Raw genomic sequence first — 17,377 nt, 5'->3', positions numbered from 1 at the left:
GTTAGTTCACACCACGACTTCACGGTGTTGCTTAGCAGTTTGCGAAAAAATTCAGCGGCTGACCAGCTTTTTTTTATTCAATGAATGAAATAATCTGATGGAGAAGAGAAATGATAGAAGAATCATATAAATGATCGGTTCACGGATATCCGCTTTCACCAACATAAGAAAATGCACGCAGGATAAAGTCGCTATTACATAGGTCAAGCGATGTAACCGTTTCCAACGCTTGCCACCAAGTCGTTTCATCATTTTGTTGGTTGATGTCATCACCAGAGGCAACAAAAGTATAAAGCTGATAAACCCTACGGTAATGAAAGGCCTTTTAAGGATATCCTTCCAGATATCCTGAATATCAAATAGCTGATCCAAGCCGAGATATAACAGCATATGCACGCTGGCATAAAAAAATGCATACAAGCCCAGCATACGCCGATATTTTACAATCGCAGTTAAGCCGGTATACCAACGAATAGGCGACACCAACAGAGTAATTAATAAAAAACGTAAGGCCCATAAACCAGAACTTCTGGTTAAGGTTTCCACAGGATTTGCTCCGAGGTTATCCGTCAAAAGTCCCCAGACAAGATAAATGAGAGGCAGCAGACAAACAATAAACAACAACGTCTTTACGACATTTGCTTTGGTCTTTGCTGACAATCGTTGTTCAGAAATAACGTTTAAGATCCATGCCTGCATATAAGTCTGCCACCTGTTCACCATAGCCGTTAAACATTAAAGTTTTACGTTTCAGAAACTCCCCTATGCGACGCTCTTTTGCCTGACTCCAGCGAGGGTGATCGACATCAGGATTAACATTCGAATAAAAACCATACTCTCTGGCGTTAGCTTTCATCCATGCGGTCTGAGGCATCTCTTCAACAAAGCGAATACGCACAATTGACTTTATGCCTTTAAAGCCATATTTCCATGGCACAACGAGTCGTATTGGCGCCCCATTTTGACCCAATAACTCTTTGCCATAGAGACCAACGGAAAGTAAAGTCAAAGGATTCATCGCTTCATCAATACGCAAACCTTCAACATAAGGCCAGTCAAGCACAGCACGCCGTTGCCCAGGCATTTGTTTAGGGTCATACAAGGTAGTGAATTCAACAAACTTCGCATTGGAGTTTGGCTGAGCTTTTTTTAATAAGTCTGCCAGTGGGAAACCAATCCATGGAATAACCATTGACCAGCCTTCAACACAACGCATTCGGTAGATACGTTCTTCTAACGTGAACGGTTTTATCAGGTCCTCATAATCGTATGTGCCGGGTTTATCACATTCACCATCAATGACTACTTTCCAGGGTTGAGAGCTATCTGGAAAAGCGGTGGCGTTGATTGCAGGGTCCTGCTTTGATGTACCAAATTCATAAAAATTATTATAGGTGGTGATGGACTCAAAATCGGTTTTTTCTTCATCGGTGGAAAATGGACTTTTACTCACGTCAACGAAGGGCTTCGGTTGTTCAGTCACATCGGCTAATGCCATTGTTGGCAGTGCACCAGCCAAACCCACCGCCAGAGTTGTACCAAGAAACTGTCGACGGTTTTGATAGACCTCATAATCGGTGACTTCAGATTCGGCTATTTCCCAAGATTTTTGTTTTTTATAAAACATTTACTTACCCTCCCCACTTTGCTGACAACGTCTGTTCAGCCAGTAATCGACACTCAAATAGTTTCCTGCACCGATAAAAAATAGAACGAGCAACATGAGAAAATAGGTTGCCGCAAACTCAATGCCATTATTCAGTACAACGAAATTACCATGTTGCGTTAACCAGTCATAATGACCATATTCCTGCAAAATTTCTTTTGCCTTGTGTAAGCGCTCTATAGCTTCATTGACATCAGCAGAAGCAAAAGGACTCATTGTGTCGTGAATTGCTTGCCAGCCATTTTTCCAGTGGACAGTGACCATAGCGACGATCATCGTAATCATTAGCGGAATAGACACTAAGCGGACTCCCAGACCTAGAACCAGAAAAATGGCACCAAAATATTCAGCCCCCCAAGCTAGATACGCCATGACCTCTGGAAAAGGTAAACCCAACCCCCAGTCCGGGTTAGCAAACCAGGCAATCGTATTATTCAGAGAGCTATCAGCATCAAACGGATTCCATTTGTTGTTGGCAGCTACCCAAAAAACAGGCGCTAGATATAGTCGCAACAAAACGGGTGCAATAAAGTCCAAAGCACGGGTTTTATTCAACTGATAAAAGAGTGTTTGATAAAGACGACAAAACATGAGGTTCTCCTAAAGAAAATAAGGGCTCAATGAGCCCTTATTTGACCTTTCAGCGTACTTTATTTATTACCACCACAGCTTGCTTCATGGGCTTTTTTCTCAGCGCCACATTTCGCTTCTTCGGCTTTTTTCTCTGCACCACATTTACCTTCTTCAGCTTTTTTCTCAGCGCCGCATTTAGCTTCTTCAGCTTTTTTCTCAGCACCACATTTCGCTTCACCACATTTACCTTCTTCAGCATGGTGTTCAGCAAGCTGCATATAGCCACTCGACAATTCCGTCGACGCAAATGGGTTATTACCTGCACTGGCCATTGATGGTGCCATCGCTAAACCTGCTGCAAATGATGCAATAGCGATTGATGATTTATTTAATGTTGCCATGATGATTACTTCCTTCTATTGTTGTTAAAATTCCAACGGGCTTTCATCCCGTCTTGCATAGTAGACGAGCCTCACAAAGGATTGTTACAAACAAAATGAAAAAAAAAGTGAAGCTGAGTCCCGCCGATGAGCAAAGCTTAATTAAACAACTTATCAATGGCGATGCGAAAGCGTTTGACTATGTCGTATCTCAATACCACGGGCTGATGTTAACCGTAGCAAGAGCTATTGTTGGAGAAGCATTTGCTGATGAAATTGTTCAGGATGCCTGGTTATCTGCTATCAAAGCATTACCTAACTTTGAGGGTCGCTCAAGCCTGAAAACCTGGTTATTACAAATCACCAGCAACGGCGCTAAGACCCGCTTTAAACGCGAGCAACGTCAAGTTTCGCTTGATGACGGCTGGGAGTCTGTTTCACACGACAAATTTGATGAACGTGGACATCGCTTAGATGACGTCCTACCCTGGGATGAAGACACGCCAGACGCTTTGTTAGAAAATGAACAACTACGAATTATTATCGAAACAAGCTTCCGCCAGTTACCCGCCAATCAGCGCGCTATGTTAACTATGTATGATATGGAAGGACTAGACATGTCAGAAATTTGTAACATTCTTGATATTAGTTCGTCTAATGCTAGAGTGCTTTTACACCGGGCACGGACTACATTGCATCACAAAATTGAAGAGTACCGAGGACTATAAGCAGATGTTTCAATGTAAAGATGTAGCAGAAGAAGCCAGCAACTATCTTGAAGGAGATCTGCCTTTGAGAAAACGTATCGGTTTGTTTTTACATTTGGTTATCTGTAGCTGCTGCCGTAATTATTTACAGCAGATTCGTCAGACGATTAATACCATTGCCACTATTCATCCGACAGAAGAACATCAAACGGATACAAAAGCATTAGCAGAAAAGCTGCGAGCTCTGTCTGATTCAGAATCTAGATGAGCTCACAGGGTTTAAATACTTACTGTTTTGGTCCTGTCTGATACTTGTCCTTCCATTCACTGTAAGGCATTCCATAGACATACTCACGTGCTTGCTCGTAATCCATTTCGATTTGTTTTTCTTCAGCTGCAGCTAAATACCATTTTGATAAACAGTTACGACAGAAGCCTGCCAAATTCATTAAATCAATATTCTGAACATCAGTATTTTCTCGTAAATGTTCAAGTAAACGTCTGAATGCGGCTGCTTCCAGTTCAGTTTGTGTTTGTTGATCCATAATTTTCCTCAAATAAAAAACATTTCACATTATGTGTTGGACTCAGTAATGTCGTGTCAGGGTATTGCTCTAAACACACGGGCATCACATGTGGACAGCGTTGATGAAAGTGGCAGCCTTTTGGTGGATTGGCTGGTGAAGGAAGTTCACCTTCCAGTTTTTGTTTACTCAGATGAGTGTCTGCCGCAATTTTAGGTACTGCGGCAAGCAGTGCTTGGGTGTAGGGATGTTTTGGGCTATTTAACACTTCCTCACGAGTACCCTGCTCAACAATTCGCCCCAAGTACATAACCGCAACACGATGAGCTAAATAGTCGACCACACTAATATTGTGAGTGATAAATAAGAAAGATAGGCCGAACTCATGTTGAATATCACGCAGTAAATTTAAAATCTGCGCCTGTACAGATACATCTAAGGCACTGGTGGGTTCATCACAAATAATTAAATCAGGCTCAGCAGCCAATGCCCGGGCAATACAAATACGCTGGCGTTGTCCACCGGAAAATTCGTGTGGATAGCGATGTTTTATATCTGCGCGTAAACCTACCCGCGTTAATAATTCATCCACTTTTGCCTCTTGGCTGGCTGAGTCTTTCATCTTCGAAGTCAGCATCCCTTCTCTAATGACATGACTAATAGTCATTCGCGGATTCATCGAAGCAAAGGGATCCTGAAAAATAATTTGCATGGATGCACGAACTGAACGTAAAGCGCGATTCGATAAGCGATTCAGTTTTTGTCCCTCAAAAATAACGTTACCTGAAGTCACTGGGACAAGCTGTAAAATCCCTTTACCCACCGTTGTTTTACCGCAGCCTGATTCGCCCACCAGAGCAAGTGTCTCAGCTGAACGCAGCTCCAAAGTAATATCGTCAACAGCCTTAACCGATCCTATCGTGCGTTGAAAAAGCCCTTTTTTGATAGGAAAGTGCACTTTTAATTGACTGACCTGCAAAATAGCATTTTTCGCTGGAACAACTTCAGATAATCGCGAGCTAAATACCTGCTTTTGAGATTGAATATGCTCAGCATCAATATCTGGATCATACAAATGACAACGTACACCGTGATCGTTATTGTTAATCCAGCGAGGTTCAGCGTCTTCACAATGCTGCCAGGCTAAGTCACAACGCTCAGCAAAGCGACAAGCTTTAAACTGTCGATTCAATGCTGGCACACTGCCTTTTATAACTGTCAGCTTTTCTTGACGTTTCTGTTCAGAAGGTAAAGCCTCAAACAGTTTCTGTGTATACGGATGTTGGGTATTATTAAAAAATTGCTCTCGGCTGGCCGACTCAACAATCTGTCCGGCATACATTACCGCGACATGATCCGCCATTTGTGCAACAACCCCCAGGTCATGGGTGATTAATAAAATAGCCATTCCCGTCTTTTGTTGAATCTCTTTTAACAAGTCGAGAATTTGCGCCTGAATGGTGACATCCAAGGCGGTAGTCGGCTCATCAGCAATCAGTAATTCAGGTTCGCCTGCCAAGGCCATGGCAATCATCACGCGTTGTTTCATACCGCCTGATAGTTGATGGGGATAAGCATTTATTCGTTCAGTAGGATCAGGAATACCGACAGCGTGAAGTAATTCGAGTGTTCGCGTGTAGATCGCTTTTTTATCCAGCTTGAAGTGCCATTGAAACACCTCAGCAATCTGTTGTCCCACTGTCAGCACCGGATTTAATGAACTCTGCGGTTCCTGAAATATCATAGCAACCCGACGGCCACGAATTTTTTCCATTTCTGCTTCAGATAAAGACAGAATTTCCTCTCCGGCTAACCTGACTTCGCCTGAAACAATATGACTTGCTGGGTATGGGTTCAGCCTTAAAAGTGATAAGGCTGTCATCGATTTTCCACAACCAGACTCACCTAGCAAGGCAAAGGTCTGGCCTTTTTCAATACAGAAGTCGATCCCATCTACCGCTCGGTAGGGCTCGCTATTATCACCAAACCAGGTTCTTAAACCTCTCACTTCCAATAGCGTGCTCATCTTGCCTCCTGCATTCTGGGATCGAAGGCATCACGAACAACATCAGCGAATAAATTAGCTGCCAGAACCAGCACAAACATAGAAATGAACGCTGCAGTTAAAGACCACCAAACCACGGGTTCCCGAGCCATTTCAAGCCGTGCACTATTGATCATATTGCCCCAGCTAATCATCGAAGGATCCACACCAACACCGACATAGGACAACACCGCTTCGGCCAGAACCAAACCACTAAAGTCGAGTACAACCGCAATAAGTACCAAATGCATCAGATTAGGCAGAATATGTTTATGTAAAATACTAAAACTGCCTGCACCCAACGCACGTGAAGCCATCACATATTCCGCTTCCCGTAACTTCAGGGTTTCAGCCCTCAGAATTCGACATAACCCCGTCCAACTGGTCATCCCCAAAATAATACATAAAAACAAAAGCCTGATATCTGCACGCTCAGCAATCGTTTTAAAATTCTCAGGATGATTATTCATGTAAACCTGCAGAATCAAAACGGCTGCAGCAATCAACAAAACACCGGGGATCGAATTTAAGGTTGTATAGATATACTGAATAACATCGTCTATCCAGCCTCTAAAATAACCTGCCGCAATACCCAACATAATCGCCATCGGCAGCATAACCAGGGTGGTTAAGGTACCAATCACTAAACCTGTACGAACACTTTTCAGGGATTGATATAACACATCCTGCCCCACCTTATCGGTGCCGAATACGTGATAATTTTGACTGAGGAAAGCGAGATTGAGGACAACAAAAAGAAGACAAAAAGCAGTGAAATAGAAAGTATAGAGTGGATAGTGAGATTGATTAAGAAAGATACGTTTAAACTGGCGAGGGAACTGATTCGGCTTAGCTCGCGAGGCAACAGCCACATGACAAATATACATCAGAAACAGTAACAACAAGCTCAGCAGACTGGCTTTTAAAACCGTTTGGTAAATATCTGCTTTTTTATCCCCTGCTTGAGCAAGATGTGCTGCGCCGTATTTCAGTTTTGGGTAATCATATTTAAGCGAGCCGTCATTCATTGTCTGTATTTCTTTAACAAACAGTCGATCTGAAAACGGCGCGGAATAGGTTTTTTCCATTTGCTGTTTAAGTGGTAAAACCAACCAATCAAATACACTCAACACTTCTGAGGAATAGTATGTTTGTTGTGAAGGTTCTGTAGATTCCATGGCGGGGCGATAATGCAAAGAATCCAGTAGTCCGATAACCACGTAGCAGGACAGAATCATCACGGAGATCATACCCCGTTTTCGCATTATTACTGATTTCCAAGGCGCAGACAGATGAGGACGTCTTCTTATATAGATGACTGCTGCCACAATTATTGTGAGGAGCAAGAAGATTAAAATGTCTGTCCAAAGAAATACGGGCAAAAACGACATGGTCAGCCTTGTTTTATTTTTTCAGACTTGATGTATCAATCTTTAGTTCTCTGGGTAATGAGAACTCAATGTTCTCTTTTAAACCGTCATCTTCGTATGACGAATCAACACCTAAGTCACGTAGTTTTTCAACGACTTGATTGACTAATATCTCTGGTGCTGAAGCACCAGCAGTCAGACCAATTCGATTTTTGTTTTCAAGCCATTGTGGATCTATTTGCTCTGCATTGTCTATTAAATATGCTGGCGTCCCCAATTTCTCTGATAATTCACGCAAGCGATTGGAGTTAGAACTATTCACGGAGCCTACTACTAATACCAGGTCACATTCATTCGCCAGTTTTTTTACAGCATCCTGTCTGTTTTGGGTGGCATAACAAATATCATCTTTGCTTGGGCCAATAATGTCGGGAAAATGCTCACGTAATGCATCAATTACCACGGATGTGTCATCAACAGAAAGGGTTGTTTGGGTAACAAAGGCCAATCGCTGTGGATTTTTCACTTTGAGTTTAGCGACATCTTCTGGAGATTCGACTAAATACATTCCACCTTCTGTCGAAGTATATTGCCCCATTGTGCCTTCCACTTCTGGATGTCCGGCATGCCCAATCAGAATACATTCCATATTCTGTTTCTCATAGCGAGAGACTTCCATATGTACTTTAGTCACTAATGGACAAGTGGCATCGAATACTTTTAAGTCTCTTTTGCGGCCTTCGCTCTGAACTTTTTTAGATACACCATGTGCACTGAAAATCAGCGTATTTCCATCAGGTACTTCGTCAACTTCTTCAACGAAAATAGCGCCTTTATCTCGTAGTCCGTCAACAACAAAGCGATTGTGAACTACCTCATGGCGTACATAAACGGGCGCACCAAACAATTCCAGTGCACGTTCAACAATATCGATAGCACGATCAACACCCGCACAAAAACCTCGTGGATTCGCCAAAATGAGTTCTTTACTCATAAAACTGCCTTTGGATAAGAACCTAATATACGAAACATAGAAGACTCGTTTTCTAATAGAGAGAGTGCAGATGCGACAGCCGGTTCGTGAATGTGCCCTTCAATATCGATAAAAAACACATATTCCCAAATCCCCTTTCTGGATGGTCTGGACTCAATTCTGGTCATACTGATACTGTTATCAGCCAGCGGTTTTAACAAGGTTTGTAAAGCACCAGGTTTGTTTTTTGTTGCAACCAATAACGCGGTTTTGTCCACACCAGATGGGCCAACATTTTGTGTGCCAATCACTAAAAAGCGCGTAGTGTTATCCACTTCATCTTCAATATTCCTGGCTAAGATGGATAAGCCATAAATATCAGCTGCCCGATTGGCCGCAATGGCTGCACTGTTTTGAGGTTCTGCTGCGACACGTTTAGCGGCTTCGGAATTACTGTTAAGCGGAACCAATTCCGCTTGCGGAAGCTGTTCCATCAACCATTGTCGGCACTGCGCTATGGCTTGTGGATGTGCATAGACTTTGCTGATATCTTCCAGGTTTTTCTCTTTACTTAACAAATAATGATGAATACGAAGGGTCACCTCACCATTAATTTTCAAAGGCGACGAGATAAACCGATCTAAGGTATGCGAAACCATACCTTCCGTTGAGTTTTCTACAGGAACAACACCGTAACAAGCATGTGATGTCTCAACGGCATGGAAAACATCAGCAATCGTAGTCATCGGATGTAGCTCAACACTACCACCAAACTGCTTTTGTGCTGCCGCTTGAGTAAAAGAGCCTTCCGGACCGAGATACGCAACCTGCAAAGGTTTTTCTGCAGCCAGACAGGCGGACATAATTTCACGAAATAATCGTGCCACTTCTGCAGATGCCAGAGGCCCTTGATTTCGCTCCATCACTGTTCTGAGCACCATCGCTTCACGCTCAGGACGATAAAAGTCAGCCTGCTCACCACTATCCATTTTTATTCGAGCCACTTCTTGCGCCATCGCGGCTCTGTCATTCAACAGTTGTTGAATTTTTAAATCGATATCATCAATTTTTTGACGAATATTGGCTAAGGCTTCTTTTTCATTCATTGGCAGCAGTTACCCGTTTTTACGCTCAAACTCATTCATAAAATTGATAAGTGCATCAACACCATCTTCTGGCATCGCATTATAAATGCTGGCTCGCATGCCACCTAAATCACGATGGCCTTTGAGTGTTAATAAATTCTGTTCAGCAGCTTGCTGAAGGAATTGTTTATCAAGCTTATCATCAGCCAGCGTAAACGGTACATTCATCCAAGAACGATAACGAATATCAACCGGATTACTATAAAAATCACTGCCATCAATGGCGGCATAAAGCTTGGCTGCTTTGCGTTGATTTAACTCTGCCATGGCCTCTAACCCACCTTGTTGTTTTAGCCAGTCAAAGACCAAGCCAGCCAGATACCAACTATAGGTGGCAGGTGTATTAAACATCGATCCATTATCGGCATGGGTTTTATAGTTCAGCATGGTCGGTGTACCCGGCAATACATCACCTAGTAAGTCCTTACGGATAATGACGATACATAAGCCTGCAGGACCGATATTTTTCTGAGCACCGGCGTAAATCATGCCGAATTTAGATACATCAATCGGACGAGACAAAATCGTCGAGGATAAATCGGCTACAAGTGGAATATCACCTACATCCGGGATGTCAGCAAACTCTAGGCCATGAATGGTTTCATTGGGCGTGTAATGCACATAAGCAGCATCGTTTGATAATGACCATTGTTCAGGGTCAGCAATCGTAGTGAAATGGTTTGCCGTAGAGTCTGTAACAATATTCACCTGACAAAATTGTTTAGCTTCCGCTATGGCTTTTGTAGACCAAGCGCCGGTATTGAGATAATCAGCCGTTTTTTTGCCGCGGAGCAAATTCATCGGAATCATAGGGAATTGAAGTGAAGCACCGCCCTGTAAAAACAGCACGGCATAATCATCAGAAATACCCATTAATTCACGCAGATCGGCTTCTGCTTTTTCAGCGATTTTTGTATATTCCGGCCCGCGATGGCTCATTTCCATCACCGACATACCGGTCCCATTCCAATCAAGCATTTCCTGCTGTGCTTTTTGCATGACAGCATCAGGCAACATCGCAGGACCAGCACTAAAGTTATACGCTCTCAAATTTATTCTTCTATCGTTTCGTCAGTATCATCAGCATTGTCGATCGCTAAATCGACATCTTCGTCTTCATCTTCGATAACACGTTCAAGACCAACGAGTTTCTCACCATTACTGAGATTAATTAATCTGACACCCTGTGTGTTACGGCCAACCAAAGAAACATCCTTAACCGGAGTTCTCACTAGCGTGCCACCGTTGGTAATCAGCATAATCTGATTCTCATCACATACTTGCACCGCGCCCACAACGTTACCGTTACGCGCCGACGTTTGAATTGAGATAATGCCTTGTCCACCACGACCCTGAACACGGTATTCAGCAAGATTAGTACGTTTACCGTAACCAAACTCTGTCGCTGTTAAGATAGCGCCCTCTTCTTCAGCAATAATCAGAGAAATAATTTTCTCATCTTCCGCTATGCGCATACCGCGGACACCACGCGAAACACGCCCCATGGAGCGAACATCTGTTTCAGCAAAACGGATAACTTTACCGGTATTGCTGAATAACATGACATCAGAATGACCATCGGTAACCGCCACATCAATTAGCTGGTCGCCTTCTTTCAGGTCAACCGCAATAATACCGTTAGCCCGAGGACGGGAGTAATCAACTAATGGCGTTTTCTTGACCGTACCAGAGGCCGTTGCCATAAAGATGAACTTATCGGCTTCAAATTCACGAATCGGCAATACCGCATTAATTTTTTCACCTTCTTCTAATGGCAATAGATTAATGATAGGTTTGCCTCGCGAGGCACGGCTACCCTGAGGTAGTTCATACACTTTTTTCCAGTAGACCTTACCGGCGCTAGAGAAACATAAAAGTGTATCGTGTGTGTTAGCAATAAACAGATGTTCGATAAAGTCTTCATCTTTCATCGCTGTCGCCGCTTTACCTTTACCACCACGTTTTTGTGCCTGATAGGTATCAAGCTGCTGTGTTTTGGCATAGCCGGCATGTGACAACGTCACCACCATTTCTTCTTCGGTAATCAAATCTTCCAGCGTCAAATCAAGATGATTTGCCAGAATTTCTGTACGACGCTCATCACCGTATTCAGCATTGATCGCCACTAACTCTTCACGAATCACCGCCATCAAATTATCTGGGTCGCTCAAAATCGCTAATAATTCAGCAATCACATCCAGAACTTCACGGTACTCTTGCAGAATTTTGTCTTGTTCCAGACCTGTCAGACGATGCAAACGCATATCAAGAATAGCTTGTGCCTGCACCGGAGACAGATAATAAAGATTATCAACTAAGCCAAATTCATCTGCTAAGTCTTCCGGACGAGATGCCGCTGCGCCTGCCGCACCCAGCATTTCCAGAATCATGCCTGATGCCCACCCCTTAGACACTAAAGCTTCTTTCGCTTCAGCAGGGTTTGGAGAAGCTTTAATCAGTTCGATAACTTCATCAATATTGGCTAAGGCTGTCGCTAAACCTTCTAATACATGAGCACGTTCACGTGCTTTTCTTAGATCATAAATCGAACGACGTGTTACGACCTCTCTACGATGGCGAATAAAGGCATCTAAAATTTCTTTCAGATTTAGCGTACGCGGCTGACCATCAACAATCGCCACCATGTTGATACCAAATACCGTTTGCATCTGCGTTTGCTGATACAAATTATTCAGTACAACTTCAGGTACTTCACCGCGCTTCAGTACAATCACCATACGCATACCGTCTTTATCCGACTCATCACGTAAGGCAGAAATACCTTCTATTTTTTTATCTTTAACAAGCTCGGCAATTTTTTCTAACAAGCGTGCTTTATTGACCTGATACGGCAGTTCTTTAACAACAATACTCTGCTGACCAGTGGCTTCATTCGTTTCGATGTCGGCGCGGGCGCGGATGTGAACACGGCCACGGCCTGTTTGATAGGCTTCAGCGATACCACGAGCACCATTAATAATGCCAGATGTCGGGAAATCAGGTCCTGGCACATATTCCATTAATTCATGTGTAGTGACATCAGGATTATCAATAATTGCGATGCAGGCATTAAGGATTTCAGTGAGGTTATGTGGCGGGATATTGGTCGCCATACCCACCGCAATACCTGATGAGCCATTGACTAATAAAGCAGGGATTTTTGTTGGTAATACCGCAGGTTCAGATTCTGACTCATCATAGTTAGGGACAAAATCTACCGTTTCTTTTTCAAGATCGGCCAACATTTCATGAGCGATTTTAGCCATGCGTACTTCGGTGTAACGCATCGCAGCAGGCGGATCACCATCAACCGAACCAAAGTTACCCTGACCGTCAACCAGCATATAACGCATAGAGAACGGCTGAGCCATACGTACCATCGTGTCATATACGGCAGTATCACCATGAGGGTGATATTTACCAATAACATCACCGACGATACGAGCAGACTTTTTATATGGGCTGTTCCAGCTATTACCCAGTTCTCTCATCGCATACAGAACACGACGATGTACAGGTTTTAAACCATCACGAACATCAGGTAGCGCCCGTCCCACGATAACGCTCATAGCGTAATCGAGGTACGACTGCTTCATCTCGGTTTCGATACCTATCGAATCCAGTTCTAAGGCAATTTCACTCATTTATTGACCGTCCAAATAAAGCATAAGACTACATACCAGCCTGCTCACGAAATTTCAGTAAACAAGGGTGTAGCGTAGTCAGTTCTACATACATGGTTTATCAACCAGTCTCAGAAGACGAAACCAGCCGAAAGAATTCCAGATATAACTTCACAAATTTCAGCAACTTGCACAGGCACTACCGGAAACAGACATTTACCCCAAATGCAGGGCCACTGCGTCTAAACCACCAAACCTGTTATCCTACCACTAAAGCCCATATCCTGCACGCTAAACTCAAGATGCTACCTAGCATCTACTTTTGAAAAATATGCGCTTAAATCCTGCTCTAAAGTCGTTAGAAGTTCTTCAGTTCCCTGTTTCCAGCCTGTAACAACATTGCTCGGTGTCGCTTGTTCGATATCCACATCAACACGTAAGCCTGTTTGAAACAATAATTTCTCAGGGTTATCCGCTGCTGTCATGAAAAATTGCATCTCAATAACAGATTGAGGTGAATAAGCCGGCCGTTTTTCACCATAAAAAGCCGTTACTGCAGCGTCCATAGTGAAATCAGCAGGCACAGAGTCATCAGTGACCACTTTGCTGAATTGACCGCTCTTCTGTAACCAGCGTTTAAGAATATTGGTAAACATCACTTCCGGATCCACCAGAAACTGATGGGGATCAACGGCCTTATATTCATTTTCTCCAACACGGAAGATCAGAGTTTTACTTTTAAAATGTGGGACAACACGTACCGGATTAAGTCGCAATACACGATTGTTAGGAAAGTCAGCAGCCACATCAGGCCGTTCAACGTCCAACACATAATAACGTGGTGTCATATCCACTTCTTTGTCACCGCCGCCCCAGCTAAAACAAGAACTAAGCAGCAGAGATGTCGATAAAATAAAAACAGAAAAAAACAGTCGGGAATATAAAGTCAAAATGGTTCCTTTTGTAGTTAATTCGTTTGTCATTAAAAAGCGGACGATTACTGCCGATATAATAGACGCTGATCGCCAATTCGCTCAATGAGATTATTATGCAAAAGCTGAAAGCTAAAATCAGAGACATCCCAGACTTCCCTTCACCAGGCATTGTATTCAAGGATATTACGCCATTGGTACAAGACCCGCTGCTGCTCAAGGAATGTATTGAAGAATTAATCCGTCCGTTTAAGCAAGAATCCATTACCGCGGTGGCGGGAATGGAAGCAAGAGGATTTATTTTTGGTTCTCTGGCGGCCTGGGAGCTAGGTGTTGGCTTTATTCCTCTGCGTAAGCCAGGTAAATTACCTTATGATGTTCAGCGTATCGACTATGCACTTGAGTATGGCACAGCATCATTAGAAGCCCACATCGACGCGATTAGTGCCGGTGACAGAATTTTAGTGATTGACGATGTGCTGGCTACTGGTGGAACGGCTCGGGCAAGCTGCGAATTAATCGAACATCTGGGTGGCGAAGTAGTCGCCTGTGCCTTTGTTATGGAACTTGGTTTTTTACAAGGCCGTAACAATTTAACGTCTTACCCTATACACACGCTAATAAGTTACTAAAATCATGTTGAAATTGATTATTGCCTCGCTGTTGTTTACCAGTTCTGTTTATGCCGAAGAGTTTCAGGCTCCGGTCACAGATACCAATTGGAACGTTATTGAGTCACCACTTGAGTGTTCGCTCATGCAAACCATACCCAGCTTTGGTCAGGCAGGTTTTTATCGTCGTAATGGTCAGGCATTACAATTAAAATTTATCACTGACAGCCTTTCAGCCGAACAAGACACCGTACTGTTAGAAATGTCTGCAGCGCCCTGGCAAAACACAGAGCAATACGACACATTAGCCACCTTGCCGACCATATCCGGTCAACGCGAATTTATTTTTGACGGAGTATTAGCACAACAAGCACTGGCAAAAATGCAGGATGGCCGTTTCCCGATCATCCGTTATCAATCTCAATCTTATAATGGCGATACCACGGTGAAGTTATCCACGGTGAAGTTCAATGATTCCTTACCCGCATTTCAACAGTGTTTAAGCAATCTATATCCAGATAGCTTTGATGAAATCAGAAAACTCACTGTTTATTTTGAATCAGAAAAAGCTAATCTGGACAAAGCGTCTATCAATGCGCTCACACGGGTAGCTGAGTATGTAAAAGTGGATGACAGTGTGAATCAAATCATCATCACCAGTCATACCGACAGCTTTGGTCGTAAACGCTTAAATATGCCGTTATCAGAAGCACGGGCTAAAACCATTCGTGACTTTTTTGTTAGCAAATATGAAGTTCCAGCAGATAAAATCGTACTGCGTTCCTTTGTTGATCATGATCCCGCTGCAACGAATAAAACCCCAAAAGGACGAGCCTATAATCGCCGGGCTGAAATTGAATTAGTCAGGTAAAAGTCTTTTCGACAAAGCTAATTAGTGTCACCATTACATACCGTTTATCACTGCTCCATTGAGCTAAAGGAAGAGAATGAATCAAGAAGCAGTCATGGCACTGTCAGTTATTGGAATTATCGCCATCGTATGTCAGTGGCTGGCCTGGTGGATTAAATTACCCGCCATCGTTCTGCTATTAATCGCAGGTATTATTCTTGGTCCGGTAACCGGCTGGTTAGACCCTGAAGGCTTATTTGGTGACTTACTATTCCCTACAGTGTCTCTGGCCGTTGCTGTCATTCTGTTTGAAGGAAGTTTGACACTTAAATTTGAAGAAATACGCGGTTTACAAAAAGTTGTTCGTAATATTTTAACTCTTGGTGTGCTCATCACCTGGTCCGCCATCGCGGTTGCCACACATATTCTGTTGGATTTCCCCTGGGCTCTGGCCATTTTATTTGGTGCCATCATGGTGGTAACCGGTCCTACCGTTATCGTCCCCATGCTGAGAACCGTTCGGCCAAATGCCAAAATCTCGAATGTGTTGCGTTGGGAAGGTATTGTTATTGATCCACTCGGTGCCATTCTTGCCGTTTTGGTGTTCGAAGTGCTTTTATCCATACAACTTCAAGGACATGCAGAAGTTGGTCATACCCTTTATATGTTCGCTAAAACCATTGCTGTGGGTTTGGTAATTGGTGCGACGGCAGGTTATGGTTTTGGTCTGTTACTGCGCCGACATTTATTACCTGAATACTTGCACAATGTGGCGGCTCTGGCACTAGTCTTTGGCACCTTTGCCGTATCGAACGAAATTTCGGAAGAATCGGGTTTGCTTACCGTTACCGTGCTCGGTATCTGGTTGGCCAATATGAAAAACGTGCAAGTTGAAAACATCCTCGACTTTAAAGAAGATCTGAGTATCTTTCTGATTTCCGGCTTATTTATCTTACTTGCTGCACGTCTTAACCTTGACTCATTTACCCAGCTTGGTCTCGGTGCGGTCATCCTGTTCTTATTTATTCAGTTTGTCGTACGTCCAGTGAAAGTGTTTCTCTGCTCGATTGGTTCAGACTTAACATGGCAAGAAAAAGCGATGATCAGTTGGATTGGGCCACGCGGTATTGTTGCCGCAGCAGTGACTGCATTATTTGCTCTTCGTTTACAGGACATTGGTTACGACAAGGCCGACCTGCTAGTACCGTTATCGTTTGCCATTATTATCGGTACCGTTCTTGTACAAGGTGCTACCGCTAAATTTATTGCAAAACGTCTGGGTGTTGCCGAACCTGATGACAGTGGTTTTCTTATTGTTGGTGCTAATTCAGTTGCCCGTGTGGTGGCTCAGGCATTAAACGATAATGGCTTTAGAACCCGTCTCACCGATGGAAGCTGGAGTAATGTCAAAGAAGCCCGTATGAAAGGCATGGATACTTACTATGGTAATGCGGTGTCTGAACATGCTGACCGTCACCTGGATCTTATTGGACTGGGCCAAATACTGGCACTAACGCCACAGAGCGAACTCAATGCACTGGCGTGTATGCGCTATAAATCGGAATTTGGCAGTAACCGCGTTTACTTTTTATCAACTGATAAAGAAAAAGATAAAGAACGCAGCATCGTCAAATCGCGAAAAGCTATCAGTCATGACTCGCATGTGCTCTTCGGTAATGAAATTACCTATGCCAAAATGGCTAGCCTGATTTCAAAAGGCGCCAAAATAAAACAAACCAAGTTGACTGAAAACTTTAGTTTTGCCGATTATTTGCGCGAACATGGTCGCCGCGTCACGCCATTGTTTGCATTCAATCCCCGCAAACGTCTGCGCTTTTTTACCGCTGCAGAATCATTGCAACCAGAAATGGGCTGGACCATTGTCGCTCTGGTGCAAGATGAAGGCGATCTGACCCCAGCTGAAATGAGTGGACCTGAAGTCGATGGCAGTCTTGATGAAAATCGTTTGCCTTCATAAC

17 protein-coding genes are annotated in these 17,377 nt (G+C 43.5%); 5 read left to right on the top strand and 12 right to left on the bottom strand.

Annotated features, from left to right (window positions below):
- Positions 1–51: 51 nt before the first annotated feature.
- The 4 genes from MAMP_RS04980 to MAMP_RS04965 are packed head-to-tail and all read right to left on the bottom strand — an operon-like array spanning position 52 to position 2,640.
- Positions 52–699, bottom strand: coding sequence for a protein-methionine-sulfoxide reductase heme-binding subunit MsrQ (locus tag MAMP_RS04980; protein ID WP_007144897.1), 648 nt, complete (start codon positions 697–699; stop codon positions 52–54).
- Positions 668–1,627, bottom strand: coding sequence for a protein-methionine-sulfoxide reductase catalytic subunit MsrP (gene msrP, locus MAMP_RS04975; RefSeq protein WP_007144896.1), 960 nt, complete (start codon positions 1,625–1,627; stop codon positions 668–670). The genes MAMP_RS04980 and msrP overlap by 32 nt, the downstream gene beginning before the upstream one ends.
- Positions 1,628–2,257, bottom strand: coding sequence for an HvfX family Cu-binding RiPP maturation protein (locus MAMP_RS04970; RefSeq protein ID WP_007144895.1), 630 nt, complete (start codon positions 2,255–2,257; stop codon positions 1,628–1,630).
- Between the two features lie 59 nt (positions 2,258–2,316).
- Complete coding sequence (locus MAMP_RS04965; RefSeq protein WP_007144894.1) at positions 2,317–2,640, bottom strand: HvfA family oxazolone/thioamide-modified RiPP metallophore; 324 nt, start codon at positions 2,638–2,640, stop codon at positions 2,317–2,319.
- A 95-nt stretch (positions 2,641–2,735) separates the two neighbouring features.
- Between MAMP_RS04965 and MAMP_RS04960 the strand changes: the two genes are divergently transcribed.
- Both MAMP_RS04960 and MAMP_RS04955 read left to right on the top strand, forming a co-directional pair.
- On the top strand, positions 2,736–3,347 hold the full coding sequence (locus MAMP_RS04960) for an RNA polymerase sigma factor (protein ID WP_007144893.1): 612 nt from the start codon (positions 2,736–2,738) through the stop codon (positions 3,345–3,347).
- 4 nt (positions 3,348–3,351) lie between these two features.
- On the top strand, positions 3,352–3,594 hold the full coding sequence (locus MAMP_RS04955; protein WP_007144892.1) for an anti-sigma factor family protein: 243 nt from the start codon (positions 3,352–3,354) through the stop codon (positions 3,592–3,594).
- A gap of 19 nt (positions 3,595–3,613) precedes the next feature.
- On the opposite strand, the gene MAMP_RS04950 is transcribed toward MAMP_RS04955, so the two are convergent.
- From MAMP_RS04950 to MAMP_RS04915, 8 genes are all read right to left on the bottom strand, one after another.
- The gene (locus MAMP_RS04950; protein ID WP_007144891.1) at positions 3,614–3,871 is read right to left on the bottom strand and encodes a DUF1244 domain-containing protein; all 258 of its coding nucleotides are present in this window, start codon (positions 3,869–3,871) and stop codon (positions 3,614–3,616) included.
- On the bottom strand, positions 3,849–5,876 hold the full coding sequence (locus tag MAMP_RS04945) for an ABC transporter ATP-binding protein (protein WP_007144890.1): 2,028 nt from the start codon (positions 5,874–5,876) through the stop codon (positions 3,849–3,851). Before MAMP_RS04945 ends, MAMP_RS04950 begins: the two co-directional genes overlap by 23 nt.
- Positions 5,873–7,285: an ABC transporter permease gene (locus MAMP_RS04940; RefSeq protein ID WP_040576200.1), complete on the bottom strand. Its 1,413-nt coding sequence runs from the start codon at positions 7,283–7,285 to the stop codon at positions 5,873–5,875. The genes MAMP_RS04945 and MAMP_RS04940 overlap by 4 nt, the downstream gene beginning before the upstream one ends.
- A gap of 13 nt (positions 7,286–7,298) precedes the next feature.
- Entirely contained in the window at positions 7,299–8,258 is a 960-nt protein-coding gene (gene ispH, locus MAMP_RS04935) for a 4-hydroxy-3-methylbut-2-enyl diphosphate reductase (RefSeq protein WP_007144888.1), read from the bottom strand.
- The gene (pheA, locus tag MAMP_RS04930) at positions 8,255–9,343 is read right to left on the bottom strand and encodes a prephenate dehydratase (protein ID WP_007144887.1); all 1,089 of its coding nucleotides are present in this window, start codon (positions 9,341–9,343) and stop codon (positions 8,255–8,257) included. The genes ispH and pheA overlap by 4 nt, the downstream gene beginning before the upstream one ends.
- Before the next feature lie 9 nt (positions 9,344–9,352).
- Positions 9,353–10,399: a 3-phosphoserine/phosphohydroxythreonine transaminase gene (serC, locus tag MAMP_RS04925; RefSeq protein WP_007144886.1), complete on the bottom strand. Its 1,047-nt coding sequence runs from the start codon at positions 10,397–10,399 to the stop codon at positions 9,353–9,355.
- A gap of 35 nt (positions 10,400–10,434) precedes the next feature.
- Entirely contained in the window at positions 10,435–13,026 is a 2,592-nt protein-coding gene (gene gyrA, locus MAMP_RS04920; RefSeq protein ID WP_007144885.1) for a DNA gyrase subunit A, read from the bottom strand.
- Between the two features lie 284 nt (positions 13,027–13,310).
- Positions 13,311–13,955: an ABC-type transport auxiliary lipoprotein family protein gene (locus MAMP_RS04915; protein ID WP_007144884.1), complete on the bottom strand. Its 645-nt coding sequence runs from the start codon at positions 13,953–13,955 to the stop codon at positions 13,311–13,313.
- A 98-nt stretch (positions 13,956–14,053) separates the two neighbouring features.
- On the opposite strand from MAMP_RS04915, the gene MAMP_RS04910 reads away from it, so the two are divergent.
- From MAMP_RS04910 to MAMP_RS04900, 3 genes are all read left to right on the top strand, one after another.
- Positions 14,054–14,569: an adenine phosphoribosyltransferase gene (locus MAMP_RS04910; RefSeq protein WP_007144883.1), complete on the top strand. Its 516-nt coding sequence runs from the start codon at positions 14,054–14,056 to the stop codon at positions 14,567–14,569.
- Between the two features lie 4 nt (positions 14,570–14,573).
- Positions 14,574–15,419: a flagellar protein MotY gene (locus tag MAMP_RS04905; RefSeq protein WP_007144882.1), complete on the top strand. Its 846-nt coding sequence runs from the start codon at positions 14,574–14,576 to the stop codon at positions 15,417–15,419.
- Positions 15,420–15,495: 76 nt separating this feature from the next.
- Positions 15,496–17,376 carry a cation:proton antiporter gene (locus MAMP_RS04900; RefSeq protein ID WP_007144881.1) on the top strand — a complete coding sequence of 627 codons (1,881 nt, stop codon included), beginning with the start codon at positions 15,496–15,498 and terminating at the stop codon, positions 17,374–17,376.
- Position 17,377 lies beyond the last annotated feature (1 nt).

The sequence above is a fragment of the Methylophaga thalassica MP genome (assembly GCF_000214595.1).
Lineage (GTDB): Bacteria > Pseudomonadota > Gammaproteobacteria > Nitrosococcales > Methylophagaceae > Methylophaga > Methylophaga thalassica.
This window is presented reverse-complemented; position numbering and strand designations above follow the sequence as displayed.